The sequence below is a fragment of the Lysobacter sp. 5GHs7-4 genome (assembly GCF_021284765.1).
In the GTDB taxonomy this organism is placed as follows: Bacteria; Pseudomonadota; Gammaproteobacteria; order Xanthomonadales; family Xanthomonadaceae; genus Lysobacter.
On sequence record NZ_CP089924.1, the window covers coordinates 2,087,168 to 2,105,371 of the forward strand.

Annotated in this window: 19 protein-coding genes; 11 read left to right on the forward strand and 8 right to left on the reverse strand. The window is 68.4% G+C overall.

The genetic code is table 11. The annotated features are described in order from the left end of the window. Positions 1–28 precede the first annotated feature (28 nt). The 8 genes from LVB77_RS09415 to LVB77_RS09450 all read left to right on the forward strand — a co-directional run bounded on the left by LVB77_RS09415 (position 29) and on the right by LVB77_RS09450 (position 10,127). Positions 29–1,120: an acetylornithine deacetylase gene (locus LVB77_RS09415; RefSeq protein WP_232909866.1), complete on the forward strand. Its 1,092-nt coding sequence runs from the start codon at positions 29–31 to the stop codon at positions 1,118–1,120. After that, the gene (locus LVB77_RS09420) at positions 1,120–2,448 is read left to right on the forward strand and encodes an acetylglutamate kinase (protein ID WP_232909867.1); all 1,329 of its coding nucleotides are present in this window, start codon (positions 1,120–1,122) and stop codon (positions 2,446–2,448) included. The genes LVB77_RS09415 and LVB77_RS09420 overlap by 1 nt, the downstream gene beginning before the upstream one ends. 3 nt (positions 2,449–2,451) lie before the next feature. Next, positions 2,452–3,081, forward strand: coding sequence for a GNAT family N-acetyltransferase (locus LVB77_RS09425; RefSeq protein WP_232909868.1), 630 nt, complete (start codon positions 2,452–2,454; stop codon positions 3,079–3,081). Next, positions 3,074–4,018 (forward strand): N-acetyl-gamma-glutamyl-phosphate reductase, encoded by a 945-nt coding sequence (argC, locus tag LVB77_RS09430; protein WP_232909869.1) that lies wholly within the window; start codon positions 3,074–3,076, stop codon positions 4,016–4,018. The genes LVB77_RS09425 and argC overlap by 8 nt, the downstream gene beginning before the upstream one ends. Positions 4,019–4,028: 10 nt before the next feature. Further along, positions 4,029–5,318, forward strand: coding sequence for an argininosuccinate lyase (gene argH / locus LVB77_RS09435; protein WP_232909870.1), 1,290 nt, complete (start codon positions 4,029–4,031; stop codon positions 5,316–5,318). Beyond that, positions 5,315–6,496, forward strand: a complete 1,182-nt coding sequence (gene proB / locus LVB77_RS09440) for a glutamate 5-kinase (RefSeq protein ID WP_232909871.1) — start codon at positions 5,315–5,317, stop codon at positions 6,494–6,496. The genes argH and proB overlap by 4 nt, the downstream gene beginning before the upstream one ends. Next, positions 6,493–7,761: a glutamate-5-semialdehyde dehydrogenase gene (locus tag LVB77_RS09445; RefSeq protein ID WP_232909872.1), complete on the forward strand. Its 1,269-nt coding sequence runs from the start codon at positions 6,493–6,495 to the stop codon at positions 7,759–7,761. The genes proB and LVB77_RS09445 overlap by 4 nt, the downstream gene beginning before the upstream one ends. Before the next feature lie 89 nt (positions 7,762–7,850). Further along, a complete protein-coding gene (locus LVB77_RS09450; RefSeq protein ID WP_232909873.1) occupies positions 7,851–10,127 on the forward strand; it encodes a CocE/NonD family hydrolase in 2,277 nt (758 codons plus the stop codon). Positions 10,128–10,331: 204 nt separating this feature from the next. Here the strand turns inward: LVB77_RS09450 and LVB77_RS09455 are convergent, their stop codons facing one another. Then, a complete protein-coding gene (locus LVB77_RS09455) occupies positions 10,332–10,739 on the reverse strand; it encodes a hypothetical protein (protein ID WP_232909874.1) in 408 nt (135 codons plus the stop codon). Between the two features lie 30 nt (positions 10,740–10,769). Then, a complete protein-coding gene (locus LVB77_RS09460; RefSeq protein ID WP_232909875.1) occupies positions 10,770–11,660 on the reverse strand; it encodes a LysR family transcriptional regulator in 891 nt (296 codons plus the stop codon). Positions 11,661–11,769: 109 nt separating this feature from the next. On the opposite strand from LVB77_RS09460, the gene LVB77_RS09465 reads away from it, so the two are divergent. The 3 genes from LVB77_RS09465 (at position 11,770) to LVB77_RS09475 (ending at position 13,915) form a co-directional block, all read left to right on the forward strand. Then, positions 11,770–12,573 carry a class III extradiol ring-cleavage dioxygenase gene (locus tag LVB77_RS09465; RefSeq protein WP_232909876.1) on the forward strand — a complete coding sequence of 268 codons (804 nt, stop codon included), beginning with the start codon at positions 11,770–11,772 and terminating at the stop codon, positions 12,571–12,573. Beyond that, complete coding sequence (locus LVB77_RS09470; protein WP_232909877.1) at positions 12,570–13,250, forward strand: phospholipase; 681 nt, start codon at positions 12,570–12,572, stop codon at positions 13,248–13,250. The genes LVB77_RS09465 and LVB77_RS09470 overlap by 4 nt, the downstream gene beginning before the upstream one ends. 80 nt (positions 13,251–13,330) lie before the next feature. Beyond that, on the forward strand, positions 13,331–13,915 hold the full coding sequence (locus LVB77_RS09475) for an ester cyclase (RefSeq protein ID WP_232909878.1): 585 nt from the start codon (positions 13,331–13,333) through the stop codon (positions 13,913–13,915). Between the two features lie 54 nt (positions 13,916–13,969). Here LVB77_RS09475 and LVB77_RS21265 read toward each other — a convergent pair whose 3' ends face one another. The 6 genes from LVB77_RS21265 to LVB77_RS09500 form a co-directional block, all read right to left on the reverse strand. Beyond that, entirely contained in the window at positions 13,970–14,104 is a 135-nt protein-coding gene (locus LVB77_RS21265; RefSeq protein ID WP_255700568.1) for a hypothetical protein, read from the reverse strand. A 27-nt stretch (positions 14,105–14,131) separates the two neighbouring features. Next, the gene (locus LVB77_RS09480; protein WP_232909879.1) at positions 14,132–15,976 is read right to left on the reverse strand and encodes a tannase/feruloyl esterase family alpha/beta hydrolase; all 1,845 of its coding nucleotides are present in this window, start codon (positions 15,974–15,976) and stop codon (positions 14,132–14,134) included. 257 nt (positions 15,977–16,233) lie between these two features. Next, positions 16,234–16,518, reverse strand: coding sequence for a hypothetical protein (locus LVB77_RS09485; RefSeq protein ID WP_232909880.1), 285 nt, complete (start codon positions 16,516–16,518; stop codon positions 16,234–16,236). A 75-nt stretch (positions 16,519–16,593) separates the two neighbouring features. Beyond that, a complete protein-coding gene (locus tag LVB77_RS09490; RefSeq protein WP_232909881.1) occupies positions 16,594–17,046 on the reverse strand; it encodes a YkvA family protein in 453 nt (150 codons plus the stop codon). Beyond that, a complete protein-coding gene (locus LVB77_RS09495; protein ID WP_232909882.1) occupies positions 17,043–17,447 on the reverse strand; it encodes a DUF6869 domain-containing protein in 405 nt (134 codons plus the stop codon). Before LVB77_RS09495 ends, LVB77_RS09490 begins: the two co-directional genes overlap by 4 nt. 259 nt (positions 17,448–17,706) lie before the next feature. Further along, complete coding sequence (locus tag LVB77_RS09500; protein WP_232909883.1) at positions 17,707–18,045, reverse strand: YciI family protein; 339 nt, start codon at positions 18,043–18,045, stop codon at positions 17,707–17,709. Between the last annotated feature and the right edge of the window lie 159 nt (positions 18,046–18,204).

Genomic DNA, 18,204 nt, shown 5'->3' on the forward strand with positions numbered 1-18,204 from the left:
CATCGCCCGACGACGAGCCCCAACCTCCATGCTTCCCGAAGTTCTGAAACACCTCGACGCCCTGGTGTCCTTCGACACCCGCAACCCGCCGCGCCAGATCGGCACGGGCGGCATCTTCGATTACCTGCGTAGCCAGCTCGAAGGCTTCCGCGTCGAGGTCGTCGACCACGGCGACGGCGCGGTGTCGATGCTGGCCGTGCGCGGCCAGCCGACCCGGCTTTTCAACGTGCATCTCGACACCGTGCCGTCCTCGCAGCACTGGAGCGCCGACCCGCATCGCCTGCGCGTGACCGGCGATCGCGCGATCGGGCTGGGCGCCTGCGACATCAAGGGCGCGGCGGCCGGTCTGCTGGCCGGGGCGGCGGTGAGCACGGGCGATGCCGCGTTCCTGTTCAGTACCGACGAAGAAGCCAACGACCCGCGCTGCATCGCCGGGTTCCTGGCCACCCAGCATGGCTTCAACGAAGTCGTCGTCGCCGAGCCGACCCAGTGCGAGGCCGTACTCGCGCATCGCGGCATCAGTTCGGTGCTGCTGAAGTTCCGTGGCGTCGCCGGGCATGCCTCGGGCGCGAACGCGATGCAGGCCAGCGCGCTGCACCAGACCATGCGTTGGGGCGGCAAGGCCCTGGACTACGTCGAATCGCAGTCGCACCAGCGCTTCGGCGGCCTGACCGGCCTGCGTTTCAACATCGGCCGTGTCGAAGGCGGCATCAAGGCCAACATGATCGCGCCCAGCGCCGAGCTGCGTTTCGGCTTCCGCCCGCTGCCCTCTCAGTCGATCGACGGTCTGCATGAAACCTTCGGCACTCTGATCGAGGCCGGCGCGATCGAGCGTTACGAGGAAACCTTCCGCGGCCCCTCGCTGCCCGCCGGCGACGTCGCCACGGCCGAGCAGCGCCGCCTGGAAGCGCGCGACCTCGCCGACGCGCTGGATCTGCCGATCGGCAATGCGGTCGACTTCTGGACCGAGGCTTCGCTGTTCTCGGCCGCCGGCCTGACCGCGATCGTGTACGGCCCCGGCGACATCGCCCAGGCGCACACTGCAGACGAGTGGGTGAGTCTGGAGCAACTGGAGCGTTACGCGCGCAGCGTCGCCCGCATCATGGGAGGCCAGGTCTGATGGCCATTTCGATGGACAACCACCTGCAGACCCGCCAGACCATCGTGCGGTTGCTGTCCTCCATGGCCAGCGCCAAGGAGATCTCGCAGTACCTCAAGCGCTTCTCGCAGCTCGACGCCAAACGCTTCGCCGTGGTCAAGGTCGGCGGCGCGGTGCTGCGCGACGATCTGGAAGCGCTGACCTCGTCGCTGGCGTTCCTGCAGGACGTGGGCCTGACGCCGATCGTGATCCACGGCGCCGGCCCGCAGTTGGACGAGGAGCTGTCGGCGGCCGGCATCGTCAAGCAGACCGTCAACGGCCTGCGCGTGACCTCGCCCGAAGCGCTGGCGATCGTGCGGCGCGTGTTCCAGTCGCAGAACCTCAAGCTGGTCGAAGCGCTGCAATCCGGCGACGGCCGCGCGACCTCGATCATCTCCGGCGTGTTCGAGGCCGACTATCTGGACCGCGACACTTACGGCCTGGTCGGCGAGGTGAAGAAGGTCAACCTGGCGCCGATCGAGGCCAGCCTGCAGGCCGGTTCGATCCCGGTGATCGCCAGCCTGGGCGAAACCGCGGGCGGACAGATTCTCAACGTCAACGCCGATTTCGCCGCCAACGAACTGGTGCAGGTGCTGCAGCCGTACAAGATCGTGTTCCTGACCGGCACCGGCGGCCTGCTCGACGACAACGGCCGGGTGATCGACTCGATCAACCTGTCCACCGAGTACGAAGACCTGATCCAGCAGCCGTGGATCAACGGCGGCATGCGGGTCAAGATCGAACAGATCAAGGACCTGCTGGACAAGCTGCCGCTGACCTCGTCGGTGTCGATCACCAAGCCGGCCGAACTGGCCAAGGAACTGTTCACCCACAAGGGCTCGGGCACCCTGGTGCGCCGCGGCGAGCGCGTGCTGCAGGCGCAGCGCTGGGACGAGCTGGACCAGGCGCGGCTGCGTTCGCTGATCGAATCGGCGTTCGGCCGCAAGCTGGTCGGCGACTACTTCGAGCGCACCGCACTCAAGCGCGCCTACGTGAGCGAAAACTACCGCGCCGCGGTGATCCTGATCGAGGCCGAGGGCCGCACCTACCTGGACAAGTTCGCGGTGCTGGACGACGCCCAGGGCGAAGGCCTGGGCCGCGCGGTGTGGCAGGTCATGCGCGAACAGAACCCCAGCGTGTTCTGGCGCTCGCGCCATGGCAATCCGGTCAACCCGTTCTATTACTCCGAATCCGACGGCTGCCTGAAGCAGGAGAAGTGGAAGGTGTTCTGGTACGGCATGGACGGCTTCGACGAGATCGCCGCCTGCGTGGACTACGCCGGCCGGCGCACGCCGACGCTGGAGGACTGAGCGATGGACGACCGCAGTTCGGTGGATTGGGGCGCGCAGCCGCGACTGAGCGGCGAGCACGTGGCGTTGGAACCGTTGAGCCCGCACCACGCCGATGGCCTGCGCGCAGCGCTGGCCGGCGGCGAACTGGCCAAGGCCTGGTACACCAACGTGCCGGCGCCCGAAGGCGTGGATGCCTACATCGACAGCGCGCTGGCGATGCAGGCCAAGGGCGTCGCCTGGGCCTACGCCGTGCTCGATGCGGCGGGCGAGGTGGTCGGCAGCACCCGCTACTACGACATGGATGCCGCGGTGCCGCGCGTCCAGATCGGCTATACCTTTTACGCGCCGCGCGTGCAGCGCACCGGTTTGAACACCCAGGCCAAGCTGCTGTTGCTGGGACATGCCTTCGAGCGCATGGGCTGCATCGCGGTGGGTTTCGAAACCAGCTGGTTCAACCTGGCCTCGCGCGCCGCGATCGCCCGCCTGGGCGCCAAGCAGGACGGCGTGTTGCGCAATCACCGCCGCCACGCCGATGGCAGCCGCCGCGACACGGTGGCGTTCTCGATCATCGACAGCGAGTGGCCGGCGGTGAAACGCAATCTTCAGTACAAGCTCGACCAGCATGCCCAAGGAGTCGCGACGCATGGCTAAGACCGTAGGCATCGTCGGCGCGCGCGGCCACGTCGGCGCGGAGCTGATCCGCCTGATCGCCGCGCATCCGCATTTCGAACTCGGCTTCGTGTCCTCGCGCGAGCGCGACGGCCAACGCGTGGCCGAGCACTTCCCCGAAGTCGACGGCGACCTGCGCTACAGCGCGCCCTCGCACGAGCAATTGCCGCAGCACGGCGCCGACGCGGTGATCCTGGCCCTGCCCAACGGCAAGGCCGCCGACTGCGTGGCCGCGTTCGACGCGGCGGGCGCGGATCCGGTGATCGTCGATCTCTCGGCCGACTACCGTTTCGACGACGGCTGGTACTACGGCCTGCCCGAACTCACGCGCCAGCGTTACGACGGCCAGCGCCGGATCAGCAATCCCGGCTGCTATGCCACCGCGATGCAGTTGGCGGTGGCGCCGCTGCTGGACGTGCTGGACGGGCCGGTGCAGTGCTTCGGCGTGTCCGGTTATTCCGGCGCTGGCACCACGCCGTCGGACAAGAACGATCCCGACAAGCTGCGCGACAACTTGATGCCGTACGCCTTGACCGGCCACGTGCACGAGCGCGAGGTCACGCGTCAGCTCGGCCATGCGGTGGAGTTCCTGCCGCACGTGGCGCCGCATTTTCGCGGCCTCACGATCACCGCCAACCTGCATCTGAACCGGTCGCTGACACGCGAGGCGCTGATCGCGCGCTATCGCGAACGCTACGCCGGCGAGGCCCTGGTGCGCGTGCTGGACGAAGCGCCCTGGGTCAGCGCGATCGCGGGCCACCATCACGTCGAGCTGGGCGGCTTCGCCCTGAGCGACGATGGCCGCCGCGCGGTGGTCGTGGCGACTGAAGACAACCTGCTCAAGGGCGCCGCCACCCAGGCGCTGCAGAACCTCAATCTGGCGTTCGGCTACGACGAAGCCGCCGGCATCCCCCTGTAAGGAACGCGCCATGTCCGATCTGCTCTGGCAAAAACCCGGCGTCAAAGTCGATGCGCGCATCCAGCGCTTCCTCGCCGGCGAAGACGTGGTCCTGGACCGCGAGTTCTTCCTGTTCGACATCCAGGCCAGCGGCGCGCACGCGCAGGGCCTGCAGCAGATCGGCATCCTGTCCGCCGACGAGCTGGCCGGCCTGTCGCGCGAGCTCGACACGCTGGCGGCGGATTTTTCCGCCGGCGACTTCGTGCTGGACGAGCGCTACGAGGACGGTCATTCGGCGATCGAATCGCGCCTGATCGAACGCCTGGGCGACGCCGGCCGCAAGATCCACACCGGCCGCAGCCGCAACGACCAGATCCTGGTCGCCACGCGCCTGTGGCTGAAGGACCGTCTGGCGCGTCTGGTCGAGCTGTGCCGCGAGAGCGCGCAGGTCGCGCTGGCGCGCGCCGAGGCCGAATCCGCGCTGCCGCTGCCGGGCTACACCCATCTGCAGCGCGCCGTGGTGTCCTCGGCCGGCATGTGGTGGGCGGCCTGGGCCGAGGGCTACATCGACGACGCGCAGCGCGCGCGCCAGACCCTGGACTGGGTCGATGCCAATCCGCTGGGCAGCGCCGCCGGCTACGGCGTGAACCTGCCGCTGGCGCGCGATCACACCACCCAGGCGCTGGGCTTCGGCCGCCTGCAGGTGTCGGCCGCCTATGCGCAGCTGTCGCGCGGCAAGTTCGAGATGGGCGCGATCGAGGCCCTGTCCTCGGCGCTGCTGGACCTGCGCCGTCTGGCCTGGGACCTGAGCCTGTTCACCAGCGCCGAGTACGGCTTCGTCGCGCTGCCCGCCGAATACACCACCGGCAGTTCGATCATGCCCAACAAGCGCAATCCGGACGTGATCGAACTGATGCGTGCCAGCTATTCGGCCGCGGCCGCCGCGCGCACCGAGATCGAACAGCTGCTGTCGCTGCCCTCGGGTTACCACCGCGATCTGCAGTTCTCCAAGGGCGCGATCTTCCATGCCTTCGGCCGCGGCCTGGCCGCACTCGAACTGCTGCCCGATCTGTTGCGCAATCTGGAGTGGAAGCCCGAACGCCTGCGCGCGGCGCTGGAGCCGTCGATGTACGCCACCGACCTCGCGGTCGATCTGGCGCGCGAGGGCCTGCCGTTCCGCGAAGCCTACAAGCAGGCCGCCGACCCGTCGCGTTGGGCGCAGGGCGATCCCGAAGCCAGCCTGGCCGCGCGCGTGTCGCCCGGCGCGGCGGCCGATCTGCGCCTGGACGTGCTGCGGCAACGATTGCAGGCACTGACATGAGCACGACGGCAAAGGACTTCACCGCGCAGCCTTTGCCGTCCTGGCGGCGCGCGGTGCTGAAAGTCGGCAGCAGCCTGCTGGCCGGAGCGACGGACCGCCCGTCCGACAACGGACTCGATCCGCGCTATGCCGCCGAACTCGCGCAGTTCATCGCCGCCGCGCGCGCGCAAGGCCGCGAGGTGGTGCTGGTGTCCTCCGGCGCGGTCGCGGCCGGGCGCGGCCGCATCCACACCGGCGGCGACGGGCTGGTGTTGCGCCAGGCCCTGGCTGCATTGGGCCAAGCCTCGTTGGTGTCGTTCTGGCAATCGCTGTCGCCGGCGCCGGTCGCGCAAGTGCTGCTGACCCACGACGACCTGCGCCACCGCCGCCGTTACCTCAATGCGCGCGCGACCTTGCGCGAGCTGCTGCGCCTGGGCGCGCTGCCGGTGATCAACGAGAACGACACCGTCGCCGTCGACGAACTCAAGCTGGGCGACAACGACAACCTCGCCGCCGCCGTCGCTTCATTGGTCGATGCCGACCTGCTGCTGATCGCCACCGACATCGGCGGCCTGTACAGCGGCCACCCGCAGCGCGATCCCGACGCGCGCCCGATCGAACGCGTGAGCGCGGTGACGCCGGAGCTGCTGCAGGCCGCCAGCGGCGGTGCCGGCGCGTTGGGCACCGGCGGCATGCGCACCAAGCTGGAAGCCGGCGCCAAGGCCGCCATGGCCGGCGTGGCCACCGCGCTGTTCTGCGGCCGCGATGCGCAGGTCGTGCGTGCGCTGAGCGAAGGTCAGTTGCACGGCACCCTGATCGCCGCACGCCGCGACCGCGCGCGTGCGCGCAAACAATGGCTGCGTCACGCGCCCGCCAGCGGCTCACTGTCCATCGACGCCGGCGCCGTCGCCGCGCTGCAGGCCCGTGGCGCATCGTTGTTGCCGGGCGGCGTGGTGACGGTCGGCGGCGAATTCCGCCGCGGCGACGTGCTCGAACTGCGTCCGCACGACGACCCCGCCGCGCCGCCGCTGGCGCGCGGGCTGGCCCAGTACAACGCCGCCGAAACCCGCCGCATCGCCGGCCGCCACAGCCGCGACATCGAAGCCGTGCTCGGCTTCCGCTACGGCGAGGAAGTGGTGCACCGCGACGATCTGGTGCTGCTGGACGCGCAGCCCGCCGACCTGGAGACGCCGGCATGAGCGGCTACGTACGCACACTGGCCGAACAGGCCCGCGAGGCCGCGATCGCGCTGGCCGCCAGCGACGGCGCCACCCGCCGGCGCCTGATCGAGGGCATGGCCGCGCAGCTGGACGCGCAGTCGGCGCAAGTATTGGCCGCCAATGCCGCCGACCTCGCGCGCGGGCGCGAGGCCGGCCTGTCGCCGGCGATGCTGGACCGCCTGCGCCTGGACCCGGCACGCCTGGCCGCGATCGCCGACGCCTTGCGCGAGGTCGCCGCCCAGCCCGATCCGCTGGGCCAGGTGACCCGCAGCGAAGAGCGCCCGAACGGCTTGCTGATTCAGCGCCAGCGCGTGCCGCTGGGACTGATCGCGATGATCTACGAGGCGCGTCCCAACGTGACCGCCGACGCCGCCGCGCTGTGCCTGAAAGCCGGCAATGCCGTGCTGCTGCGCGGCGGTTCGGAAGCGCGCGACAGCAACCGCGCCATCGCCGCCTGCCTGCACGCGGCGCTGCGCGAGCAGGGCCTGCCCGAGGCCGCCGCGACCCTGATCGAGGACACCGCACGCGAGCACGTGCTGGAACTGCTGCAACTGTCGGATCTGATCGACCTGGCGATTCCGCGCGGTGGCGAGGGTTTGATCCGCTTCGTCGCCGAGCACGCGCGCGTGCCGGTGATCAAGCACTACAAGGGCGTCTGTCATCTGTACGTCGATCGCGCCGCCGACCCCGAACGCGCGCTGGCGTTGCTGATCGACGGCAAGACCTCGCGCCCGGGCGTGTGCAACGCCCTGGAAACCCTGCTGGTGCACGCGCAGATCGCGCCGGATTTCCTGCCCGCCGCGCTGGCGGCGCTGGCCGCGCGCGGCGTCGAAGTGCGCGGCTGCGACCGCACCCGTGCCTATTCCGACGCCGTGCTGCCGGTCGCCGAGGCCGACTACGACGCCGAGTACCTGGACCTGATTCTGAGCGTGCGCGTGGTCGACGATCTCGACGCCGCGCTGGCCCATATCGCCCGCCACGGCTCCGACCATACCGAGGTGATCGCCACCGAAGACACCGCTACCGCCGAGGCTTTCGTGCGGCGCACGCGCAGCTCGGCGGTGATGGTCAACGCCTCCTCGCGCTTCAACGACGGCGGCCAGCTCGGCCTGGGCGCCGAGATCGGCATCTCCACCACGCGCCTGCACGCCTACGGACCGATGGGCGTGGAGTCGCTGACGATCGAGCGTTACGTGGTGCGTGGGGCGGGGCAGGTACGGCACGCCGAGTCTCTGGGCGCTTAGCCGCACGCATGCGCCGGTCGTCGCGGCATGCGACGATTCGGCGTCCTGGGTGCATCCCTACCAGGGTTCCGTCACGCCTGGGAGGGCGAATGTTGCGACCGATCCTGTGTGCATGCCTGTACCTGGCCGCGCTGCCGGCGTGGGCCGCATCGCCGTATGCGTTCCCCACCGCCGCCATCGAAGACCGCGCTACCCTGGACGCGGCGATGCCGGCGCTGGCCAGGCAACTGCTGGCGGACTACCGCGACGACGATCGCGCGCGCTATCTCAACAACCGTTTCCGCCTGCAGCTCGTCGCCGGCGACTACGCCGAGGCCGAACGCAGCCTGATCGAGATCCGCAACGCGCCGCCCGGCCCGGGCCCGGTGCCGGTGCGCCCCAACCTGATCCAGTACGAAATCTACGCCGCCGCCAAAGCCGCGCAGGCGCGAGCGGGCGGCAGCTTCGAGGCCGCGCTGGCGCCCGCGTTCAAGCGCACGCTGGACGGTGTGGACGCGCCTACCGCTGGCGTGGCGATGCGCGTGCTCACCGTCGATCCCGCCGACGCGCCGCGCCAGCGTCGCGCGCTGGACGAGGCGCTGGCCGCGCAGAAGGGCAAAACCGCCATCGAACGCGACCCCGCGCTGGCGCTGGTACGCGCCTATCAGATCGAGCGCGCTTACCGCGAACTCACGCCCTGGCTGCCCGCGCTGGTGGCGCAGGACGACCAGCGCCGTTATCTGATCGAGCGCGACATCGCGGTGCGCACGCCCGACGGCGCCACCGTCTGCGCGGTGGTGGTGCGCCAGCGCGCGGCGCCGGCCAAGCAGCCGGCGCTGCTCAACTTCACCATCTATGCCGACCCCAACGGCACGCTCAACGAAGCGCGTCGCTCGGCCGCCAACGGCTATGTCGGCGTCACCGGCACCAGCCGCGGCAAGGGCTGCAGCACCGACACCGCCGTGCCTTACGAACACGACGGCCGCGACGCGGCCGCGCTGATCGACTGGATCGCCGCGCAGCCGTGGAGCGACGGCCGCGTGGGCATGTACGGCGGCAGCTACGAAGGCTTCACCCAGTGGGCCGCGGCCAAGCACCGCCCCAAGGCGCTCAAGGCGCTGATGCCCTCGGTGACCGGCGCGCCCGGCCTGGACGTGCCGATGGAAGGCGGCATCTTCTACGGTTTTCAGTACTACTGGCCGTTCTACGTGACCAACAACCGTCACCTCGACAACGCGCCGCTGGAGGACTACGCGCGCTGGAACCGCATGTACCGCCAGTGGTACGTCAGCGGCCGTGCCTACAACGATCTGCCGAAAATCGACGGCGCGCCCAACCCGACCTACCTGCGCTGGCTGTCGCACCCCGACTACGACGCGTACTGGCAGGACATGATTCCGTACCGCGAGGAGTTCGCCGACCTCGACCTGAAAGTGCTCACCACCACCGGCTACTACGACGGCGCCCAGATCGGCGCGCTGTACTACGTCAACCAGCACTACCGTTACCGTCCGCAGGCCGAGCATTACCTGGTGATCGGCCCCTACAACCACGTCAGCGGCCAGCGCGGCACCGTCGCCACCGGCGACATGCTGCGCGGCTACCGCCTGGACCCGCAGGCGCAGATCGACCTGGGCGTGCTGCGTTACCAGTGGTTCGACTACGTGTTCAAGGGCGCGCCCAAGCCGGCCCTGCTGGCCGATCGCATCAACTACCAGGTGATGGGCGCCGACGTCTGGAAGCATGCGCCGTCCCTGGCCGCGATGGGCGAACGGCGCCAGCGCTTCCACTTCGGCCCCGCCACCGCCGACGGCCGTTACCGCTTCCTGGCGCAGTCGCCGGGGAGCGAGGCCTTCGTCACCCAAACCCTGGACCTGCGCGACCGCAGCGACGCCGATCGCATCGTGCCCGGCGGCGGCATCGTCGACCGCGTGATCGATACCGCCGACAGCCTGACTTTCGTCAGCGAGCCCTTCGCCCAGGCCGAAGAGTTCAGCGGCCTGTTCTCCGGGAAGCTCGATCTGGCGGTGAACAAGCGCGACTTCGACTTCAATATCGGCTTGTACGAGCTCACCCCGCAAGGCGACTATTTCGAACTGTCGCGCTACCAATCGCGCGCCAGCTACGTCGCCGATGTCAGCCACCGGCAACTGCTGCAGCCGGACAGTCGCACCACTTTGTCGTTCGACGCCGGGCGCGCCACCAGCCGCCGCATGCAGGCCGGCAGCCGCCTGGTCGCCGTGCTCAGCGTGTTGCGGAATCCGCAGCAGGAAATCAACTACGGCAGCGGCAAGCCCGTGGCCACCGAAACCGTCGCCGATGCCGGAGCGCCGGTGCAGGTGCAGTGGTACGGCGACAGCTACCTGGAGATACCGTTGAGCCGGTGAGGGCGACACGCTGCCGTTCGCGTCTCATGTCATCAGCAAACTACGCGGAGCCATTAATCATCGGCGTGACGGGGCTCCGCGCGTTGTATAGACCGTCGCCGAACATCCCGTCATTCCGGCGAACGCCGGAACCCATTCTGATCTCGGCCGGGTACGGCAAGAGCGGCGCGGCCTCGTGCGCGAGACGCGATCGTCGCGACAGGCCTAGCCATGGCAGAAGACCAGGACCGCATGATGTCCCGCAAACCGCCGGCAGACGGCGAGGGCGCGCTCGGGCCAGGTGGGGTCTTCCGCGGCGTAGGTGGCTTTGCTGTTGAACCACTCCTGCTGTGGGGTGACGAGGGCGTAGGTCAGGTCGTCGGGGGTCACGGTATCGACCGGCACCACCAGATGCTCGGCATCCGCAAGCGCGGTGGGCCATTGGCAAACATCCTCGCCGCGTTCCTTGAGACCGTCACGGGTGCAGCACCAGTAGTAGTCCCACTCGCCAGGCGGACGGTCGTCCTGCCACATCTGGAAGGGCTGCATCAGCGCAGCGGTGGCGGCCTCGACATCCGGGGCCTCGTGCACCCGCGTGCCTAAAGGCAAGATCACTAGCGCGTAGAACTTCATCGGCAGCGGGTCGGATCGGCGGTAGGGGAGCTACCAGGATACGTCGCGAAACGAGTCCACCAGAAAGTCCACGAGGTGCCGCGTCTTCATCGGCAGGTGCTTGCGCGTCGCGTAGACGGCGTAGATGCCCAATTCGATGGAACGGTACTGCGGCATCAGTTCGACCAGTGTGCCGCGCCTGAGGTCGGCACCGACCAGGAAGTCGGGCTGCAGGATGATGCCCTGGTCCTCCAACGCCGCGGCCCGGCAGGTGTCGCCGCTGTTGCTGTGGATGCGCGGCTGCACGCGCACGTCCACCGCGCCGTCCGGTCCGGTGAATCGCCAGACGTCGCCGTCCATCCAGTAGCTATAGGCCAGCACCTGATGCTGGGCCAACTCGCGCGGCTGCATCGGCGTGCCGTGCGCGGCGAGGTAGCTTGGTGAGGCGCACAGGACCACGCGTGTGGTCGCCAGCGGGCGGCTGACCAACTGCGAATTCGCCAGTTGGGTGATGCGTACAGCCAGGTCGTAGCCTTCTTCCACCAGGTCGACCAGCCGGTCGTTGAGGGTGATGTCCAGCGACACCTTGGGATGCGCCGCGGTGAAGCGCGGCCACAGCGGCGCCAGATGCAGATTGCCGAAGGTCACCGGCGCGTTGATGCGCAACTGTCCCGTCGCCTCGCCGCCGCTGGAGACGGTTTCGGCTTCCAACTCGTCCAGTGCGGCGATCAGTTCGCCGGCGCGCGCGTGGAAGCGCTGGCCGTCGTCGGTGAGCGACAGGCGGCGCGTGGTCCGATGCAGCAGGCGCACGCCCAGGCGTTCCTCCAGCTCGGCGACGTGGCGCGACACCGCCGCTTTCGAAAACCCGGTGGCATCGGCGGCGCCGACGAAGCTGCCACTGCGGACCACGGCCAGGAAGCTCGCGATTTGCTGTAGATCCAACACGTTATTGTCTCTATTTAGTAGACAATTAATCGCTTTATCTCATATTTATCGGAGTAAATCGAGTCAATAGAGTGGTGACCAACCCGTAGGCCTTGAGGATCTCGCCATGGCACGCGCTCCCGCTCTGTTCGTCTCCCACGGCTCGCCGATGTTCGCGGTGGAGCCGGGCACCCTGGGCCCGAACCTGCGCCGGCTGGGGCATACGCTCACCGGCCTGAGCGCCATCGTCGTGGTGTCGCCGCATTGGCAGACCCGCGGCGTGAAGGTCGGTGCGGCCGTCGCGCCGGCCACCATTCACGACTTCGGCGGTTTCCCCAACGCGCTCTACCGACTGCAGTACGCGGTGCCGGGTGCGCCGGCGCTGGCGCCGGATGTCGCGCAACTGCTCGCCGACGCCGGCTTTCCCGCCACGCTGGACCCGCAGCGTGGGCTGGACCACGGCGCCTGGGTGCCGCTGCGCTACCTCAAGCCCGAAGCCGACGTGCCGGTGCTGCAGGTATCGATGCCGCACGATCTGGATCCGGCCGGCGCGCTGCGCCTGGGCCGCGCGCTGGCGCCGCTGCGCGAGCGCGGCGTGCTGATCGTCGGGTCCGGCAGCCTGACCCATAACCTCTACGAGTTCCGCCAACACGTCAGCGACCCGGAGTACGCGCAGGCCTTCGCCGACTGGATCGCCGACGCCGTGGCGCGGCGCGACGAGGACGCGTTGTTGCACTATCGCGACCGCGCGCCGCACGGCCGCCGCGCGCACCCCACCGAGGAACACTTCCTGCCCTTGCTGATCGCCTTGGGCGCCAGCGATGCGCAGGAGCCGAGCAGCGCGATCGTCGGCGGCATGACCTACGGCGTGCTGTCGATGGATTCGTTCGGATTCGGGCTGGCCGCCGATGCCGTGGCGAGGGCGGCATGAGCGCCGGTTCGCTGTCCGCGCTGCGCACCGACGCCGCGCTGCCGTTTCGCATCGCCGGCGCGATGCCGTCCGCGCCGCGCCGGCTGCTGCTGCTGGCGCACGGCGTCGGTGGCAACGAGACCAACCTGGCGGCCTTGGGCGAGCGCTTCGGCGACGACACGCTGGTGGTGTTGCCGCGCGCGCCGCTGGAACTGGGGGCAGGGCAGTACGCGTGGTTCCAGGTCGCGTTCGGGCCGCAGGGGCCGCGCCCGGATCTGGATGCCGCCGAGCGCAGCCGTCGCGGCCTGGCGGACTTCATTGCCGAGCTGCAGTCGCGCTACCGCGTCGCTGCGTCGCAAACCGTGGTCGCCGGTTTCAGTCAGGGCGGCATCGTCAGCGCCAGCGTCGGCCTCACACGGCCCGAACTGCTGCGCGGTTTCGGCGTGCTGGCCGGACGCATCCTGCCGGAGATCGAGCCGCTGCTGGCCGATCGCGCGTCGCTGGCCCGCATCGCCGCCTTCGTCGGGCACGGCCGCGACGACAGCAAGCTGCCGGTCGAATGGGCGCATCGCGCCGAGGCCTGGTTGAGCGAGTTGGGCGTCGCCCACGAGACCCGCGTGTATCCCGGCGATCACGCCATCGCGCCGGCCATGGCGGCGGACTTCCACGCCTGGTTCGCACGCCTGACCCGGGTTTGAGCTTTTTTCTTTTCTCGGCGCGGTCCGCGCACGACCGCGTCGTATCCCGGCCCGCAAAGCCGATCACCCAGGAGCATGAAATGAAACGCACGCATTGGAATGCATTGTCGGCCGCGCTCATCGCGCTCGCCGTGGCCGCCTGCGCACAGGAGGCGCCATCGTCCGCCGCGACCGAGCCCACCGCCGCTGCGCCTGTGGCTGCCTCAGCTGTGTCCGTCAACACCGACGAACTCGCGGCCGAACAGAAAAACCTAGCCACCTTCGACGACCTCGACTTCAACGTCTTCAGCAACCGCAAGTGGGACGAGTTGTCGCACAGCCACGCCAAGGACATCCTGGTGCATTGGCCCGACGGCCACACCACCACCGGCATCGACGTGCACATCGCCGATCTGGAAAAGATGTTCGTCTACGCGCCGGACACCCGCATCAAGGTGCATCCCATCCGTATCGCCCAGGGCAACATGACCGCGGTCAGCGGCATCATGGAAGGCACCTTCACCCAGCCGATGCCGCTGGGCGACGGTAAGTTCGCGCCACCCACCGGCAAGACCTTCAAGCTGCCCATGGCCACCATCGGCCGCTGGGAAAACGGCGTGATGCAGGAGGAGTGGCTGTACTGGGACAACCAGACTTATATGACGCAACTCGGCTTGGCCAAGTAATCCTCAGTCGTAGCGAAGAGCCCCGTGCCTACGGGGCTCCTTCGTTCGGGATCCTTAGGCCGCACCGGCGCGCTTGCGCTTCGTCGCGAGGTGCCAGATGAGCCAGGTCGGCAGCACCCACACCGTGGGGCAGGCCCAGCCGAACAGCGCGGCAATGCCGACGAAGCCTTCCGGGCATTTTTTCAGCATGTCTGACAGGTGGGCGCAACATGGGTGTTATTTTCCACGCGGCGCCCAGATCCAGTCGATGTCGTCGTCGCGGATGTCCCGAGGCGTCTCCGATACCCAGTTCGCCGCATTGTCGACATCGCCGTTGCCGGTGTATTTGGCGAATTCGGGATACGGGAAGATCGGACGCGTACGCACCACCGTCTTCCTTGCCTCTGCCTTGGACGGTTCGAATGTCACGGCTTTGCCTTCGTACTGGGTGGCGACGATGCGCCCAGGCGTTTCGCCCTTCTCCACCCAGTTCACGATGGCGGTGAGCAGGTCGAAACGATCCGGCACGCCACCTCCGCGGCAATGGTTCATGCCCGGCACCATGTAGACGCGGAACCACTCGCGCACCTTGTCCAGACCGCCGGCTTGTGCCGTGACCTTGGCGTAGTAGTCCAGCGTGTTCATCGGCGAGACGGTGGGGTCGGCCCAGCCGTGGTAGACGATGAGCTTGCCACCGCGCGCCTGGAACGCCTTCAGGTCCGGCGCGGTGTAAGGCGCGACGGGGTCGTACAGCCGGGACATGGCTTCCAGCTTGTGCATCTCGGTGCTGAAGTCGAACTGCCGATAGCTGTAGCCCTGCGGCGGATTCTTCTCCTGCGCGAGATAGGCGTGCATGCCCTTGGCAAGACCGAGCCGGACGCCACCCGGATCGCCCCAGGCCAGCTCGCTGCCGTGCATGCGCCAGCCCGGATAGATGCGCTGGCCGGCGCGATTGCGCGGGCCGTCGTAGAGCCGGCGCACCACCGCGACTTGCGCGGCCGAGAGGCAGCTGTCGCTATCCGTTGCCGGGCATTGCAGCGTGCCGGGATCGAAACGGCAATCGCGCGGCTCCGTCAGGATGCCGTCTTTGACGCCGTCGAGCGCATCGCAGACGGCGAGCACCGCGCCGGCGAGCAGTTTGAGGTCGTCGGCGTCGAGCACCGGCTTGCCGTCGTCGCCGATCAGCTGCTGCATGTCCCAGGCGTTGACGATGCCGCCCTGGCGCTGGGCGAAGGCCGGGTCGCCGGCGATGATGCCGTCGAAGTCGTCGGGGTGGAATTGCGCCGCGCCCAGACCCTCGCGGCCACCGGTCGAGCAGCCGCGCAGGTAGGAATGATGTGGGCGCTGGCCGTAGAAGTACTCGGCTACCGTCTTGGCGACCACCGCCATCGCATGTGGGCTGCGCGTGCCGAAATCGCGGCGCGCCACCGGATCGTTGCCCCAGAACGGTTCGCCGGTCGGCGAACCGATATGGCCCATGTTGTGCGCGGCGACCATGAAGTCGCGTTCGACCGCATCGCCGCAGTATTTGTCGGTTTCGACCTGGCCGCAGAAGCCGCCGCAGCCCGATTGCATGTAGCGCCCGTTCCAGGTGCGGGTGGGCAGCCGCAGCTCGAACTGGATCTGCGGGTCGATGTAACCCTTGGCCGCGCAGTACTCGGGCGCATCGGCTGTGGCGGCAACGACTTCGGCGGTCAGGATTTTGGCCGCGGCATCGGGAATGCCGCTGAAGTCGTGTGCGACCAGGCTCTCACACGTGGCCTTGGCCGCCGACGGTGCACTGCCGGGCACGTGTGTCGCGCCCGCCTGCGCCGCAAGCGGCCACACCAGGGCCAGCAGTAGCCATCCGTTGTTGATGGCCGCCTGACCGAACTGGCCCAGATCCACGCTCTTACCCATGCTCGATTCTCCGGCTAGATGTTGTTCGAAAGGCTGAAGGTGACGGTCAGTGCCCGTATGCGCGCGACGAACGTCTTGCCGCTGGCGGGATAGTCGGTGTTGCGCCTCAGCGTCCAGATCTTTGGCGTCGTAGACGGGCCCCGCAAAAAGGAGCGCCCCCGACAGCCCCAGCGACGTAGCCACCGCCCCGGGAGAACGGCACGCGCGTCCGTGGCGCGGGCTACCCCTGAAGCCAGATCCGGATCGCTATTTTTCTCGGTCGAACCGAGCATGCCTGCACCTCGCCCTGGTCGAATTCGGGCACGGACGGGTGCCTCAACAGCCCAGTCCGGGTTTGGCACCAGAACCGGACACGCCAGCGGAACAGGGGGGCGTAGGGAAGAGAAAAGTAACCTGACCCCTATCCGGCCGTGCCTACGGGGCTCCTTCGTTCGGGATCCTTAGGCCGCGCCGGTGCGCTTGCGCTTCGTCGCGAGGTGCCAGATGAGCCAGGTCAGCAGCACCAACACCGTGGGGCAGGCCCAGCCGAACAGCGCGGCAATGCCGACGAAGCCCTCGGTCTGCGCGATTTCGCTGGCGCTGGCCGCGCTGCGCACCCTGTACGCATAGGCCACGTTGAGCGCCCAGCCGGACGCCACCGCGATGGCGGCCGCTACCCGTCCGCTCAATCGCCCACGCGCCTTCAACCACAGGAACAGCAGCACCGGCAGTACCAGCGCGGTCACCAGCAGTGCGGCAGTAGCGAAACTTCCCATAAGCCTCGGACCCAAGCACGAAGCGGCGCCTGTTCGCGTACGGCGCTAACGATGCATCCAGCGATACGCCCACCACCCCAACAGCAGCAAGGCGAGCAGCCAGACGCCCCCGATCACCGCAGCGGCCACCCAACTGACGGGCCGCTGCGCCGAACGTTGCGCCTGTTCCCGCGCGGACGCAAGCACCTCCGCCGGCAGCAGGCGCACCACCAGGGCGATGCCCAGCGGTATCAGGATCAGGTCGTCCAGATAACCCAGCACCGGGATGAAGTCCGGAATGAGATCGATGGGGCTGAGCGCGTACGCCGCGACGATCAGCGCCAGCAGGCGCACGGACCAAGGCGTGCGGGCATCGCGCGCTGCGTAGTAGGCCACCAACGTGAGCTGCTTGAGTGCTTTAGCGCGTGCCTTCAATGAGCGCAGTAGCGGCATCGGGTAGCGCATCAGGCTGGCATCTGGCGGTGCTGCGGCTGATTGGGCGTTAGTGGACAGCGTCACCAAGGCTCGCCGCGCGCCGATTCCACGCGCGCCCACACGTCGGGCGTTCCGCTTTTCCACACGCCTCCCAGCAAGTCACGGAATGCTGGACTGCGACGGGCTTCTGTTTCGATGCGATCTATGAATTGCGGCCCGGTGAAATGAATCAGATCCTCCAGAGGCCCTGCCGCCAAGACACCGAGCACAGTGTCCGGTGGCTCTTTGGACAGGACCATCAGGATGGCTTCCCAGCATTCCTCCGTGCCGGATGCGTCCATGAATTTTTCCACCGCCCACCAATCCGGATGGCCGTCGGTCGGCCTGCCGGCATCCAACTGGAAGGCGATGTAAGCGGACGCCCACTCCTCGATGCTTCGCGACGGGCTGTCGATTTCATCGGGGTCGGGCTCGGGCGCTGTCATGGCTGCGTCTGTGGATTGTCGATGGGCCAGATCATAGTGCGGCACGCATCTGTCTGTGTATTCGGCCCCAAGTTGCGACCGCAGCGTTGCATCGCGATCCGCATGCATCACTGCCAAGCTCCGATGGCTGCAGGGGGTTCCGTTTGTTGGGCGGGCTGGACAATTCATGCAGGGCAGCGACGCCGCATGCGTCACTGAACTCCGGCGGGGTTGTCCAGGGTTTGCTGGTTGGCTCCGTCGAGCGACTGCAGGGCTCGGCTCAGGACTCGGGGTTGTACATGATCTCTCGGACTTCCTGGGCGCAACGGCAGGACGCGGCGAGCTTGGCCGCCCACGCCAGCGCTTCGTCCCGGGTGGGCACCTCGATCACGCAGAAGCCGCCGATGACCGCTTTGGTCTCCGGGTAGGGGCCTGCGGAGACGGAACCGTCGGGGGCGACGATGCTGGCCTGCTGGGTCAGGATGCCGCCGCCGAAGATCCAGACGCCGGCGGCCTTGGCCTCGCGCACCACGGTGTGTGACGCCGCCGATACGGCGGGCAGGTCTTCCTCGGAAACGGACATCGCTCCGTCATCGAACGAAATCAGGTATCGCCGCATGGTGAGCTCCCGGTTGCGCAACGGATGGACGGACAAGGGTAGCCGGTCAGCCGATTCGATGGCGCGGCGCGCGCTGGGGGCGCTGGCATGGGAATCTTGTGGCGGCGCGACGGCTTAACTAAGCTCGCGCCACCAGGATGCAGGTGGTGGCCGACGCAT

Bases quoted from the DNA above. Each gene is read 5' to 3' on its own strand.
- LVB77_RS09495 (WP_232909882.1), bottom strand. From the start codon at position 17,447: ATGACAGCGCCCGAGCCCGACCCCGATGAAATCGACAGCCCGTCGCGA.
- LVB77_RS09415 (WP_232909866.1), top strand. From the start codon at position 29: ATGCTTCCCGAAGTTCTGAAACACCTCGACGCCCTGGTGTCCTTCGAC.
- argH (WP_232909870.1), top strand. From the start codon at position 4,029: ATGTCCGATCTGCTCTGGCAAAAACCCGGCGTCAAAGTCGATGCGCGC.
- LVB77_RS09470 (WP_232909877.1), top strand. From the start codon at position 12,570: ATGAGCGCCGGTTCGCTGTCCGCGCTGCGCACCGACGCCGCGCTGCCG.
- argC (WP_232909869.1), top strand. From the start codon at position 3,074: ATGGCTAAGACCGTAGGCATCGTCGGCGCGCGCGGCCACGTCGGCGCG.
- LVB77_RS21265 (WP_255700568.1), bottom strand. From the start codon at position 14,104: ATGCTGAAAAAATGCCCGGAAGGCTTCGTCGGCATTGCCGCGCTGTTC.
- LVB77_RS09420 (WP_232909867.1), top strand. From the start codon at position 1,120: ATGGCCATTTCGATGGACAACCACCTGCAGACCCGCCAGACCATCGTG.
- proB (WP_232909871.1), top strand. From the start codon at position 5,315: ATGAGCACGACGGCAAAGGACTTCACCGCGCAGCCTTTGCCGTCCTGG.
- LVB77_RS09475 (WP_232909878.1), top strand. From the start codon at position 13,331: ATGAAACGCACGCATTGGAATGCATTGTCGGCCGCGCTCATCGCGCTC.
- LVB77_RS09450 (WP_232909873.1), top strand. From the start codon at position 7,851: ATGTTGCGACCGATCCTGTGTGCATGCCTGTACCTGGCCGCGCTGCCG.
- LVB77_RS09445 (WP_232909872.1), top strand. From the start codon at position 6,493: ATGAGCGGCTACGTACGCACACTGGCCGAACAGGCCCGCGAGGCCGCG.
- LVB77_RS09455 (WP_232909874.1), bottom strand. From the start codon at position 10,739: ATGAAGTTCTACGCGCTAGTGATCTTGCCTTTAGGCACGCGGGTGCAC.
- LVB77_RS09425 (WP_232909868.1), top strand. From the start codon at position 2,452: ATGGACGACCGCAGTTCGGTGGATTGGGGCGCGCAGCCGCGACTGAGC.
- LVB77_RS09500 (WP_232909883.1), bottom strand. From the start codon at position 18,045: ATGCGGCGATACCTGATTTCGTTCGATGACGGAGCGATGTCCGTTTCC.
- LVB77_RS09465 (WP_232909876.1), top strand. From the start codon at position 11,770: ATGGCACGCGCTCCCGCTCTGTTCGTCTCCCACGGCTCGCCGATGTTC.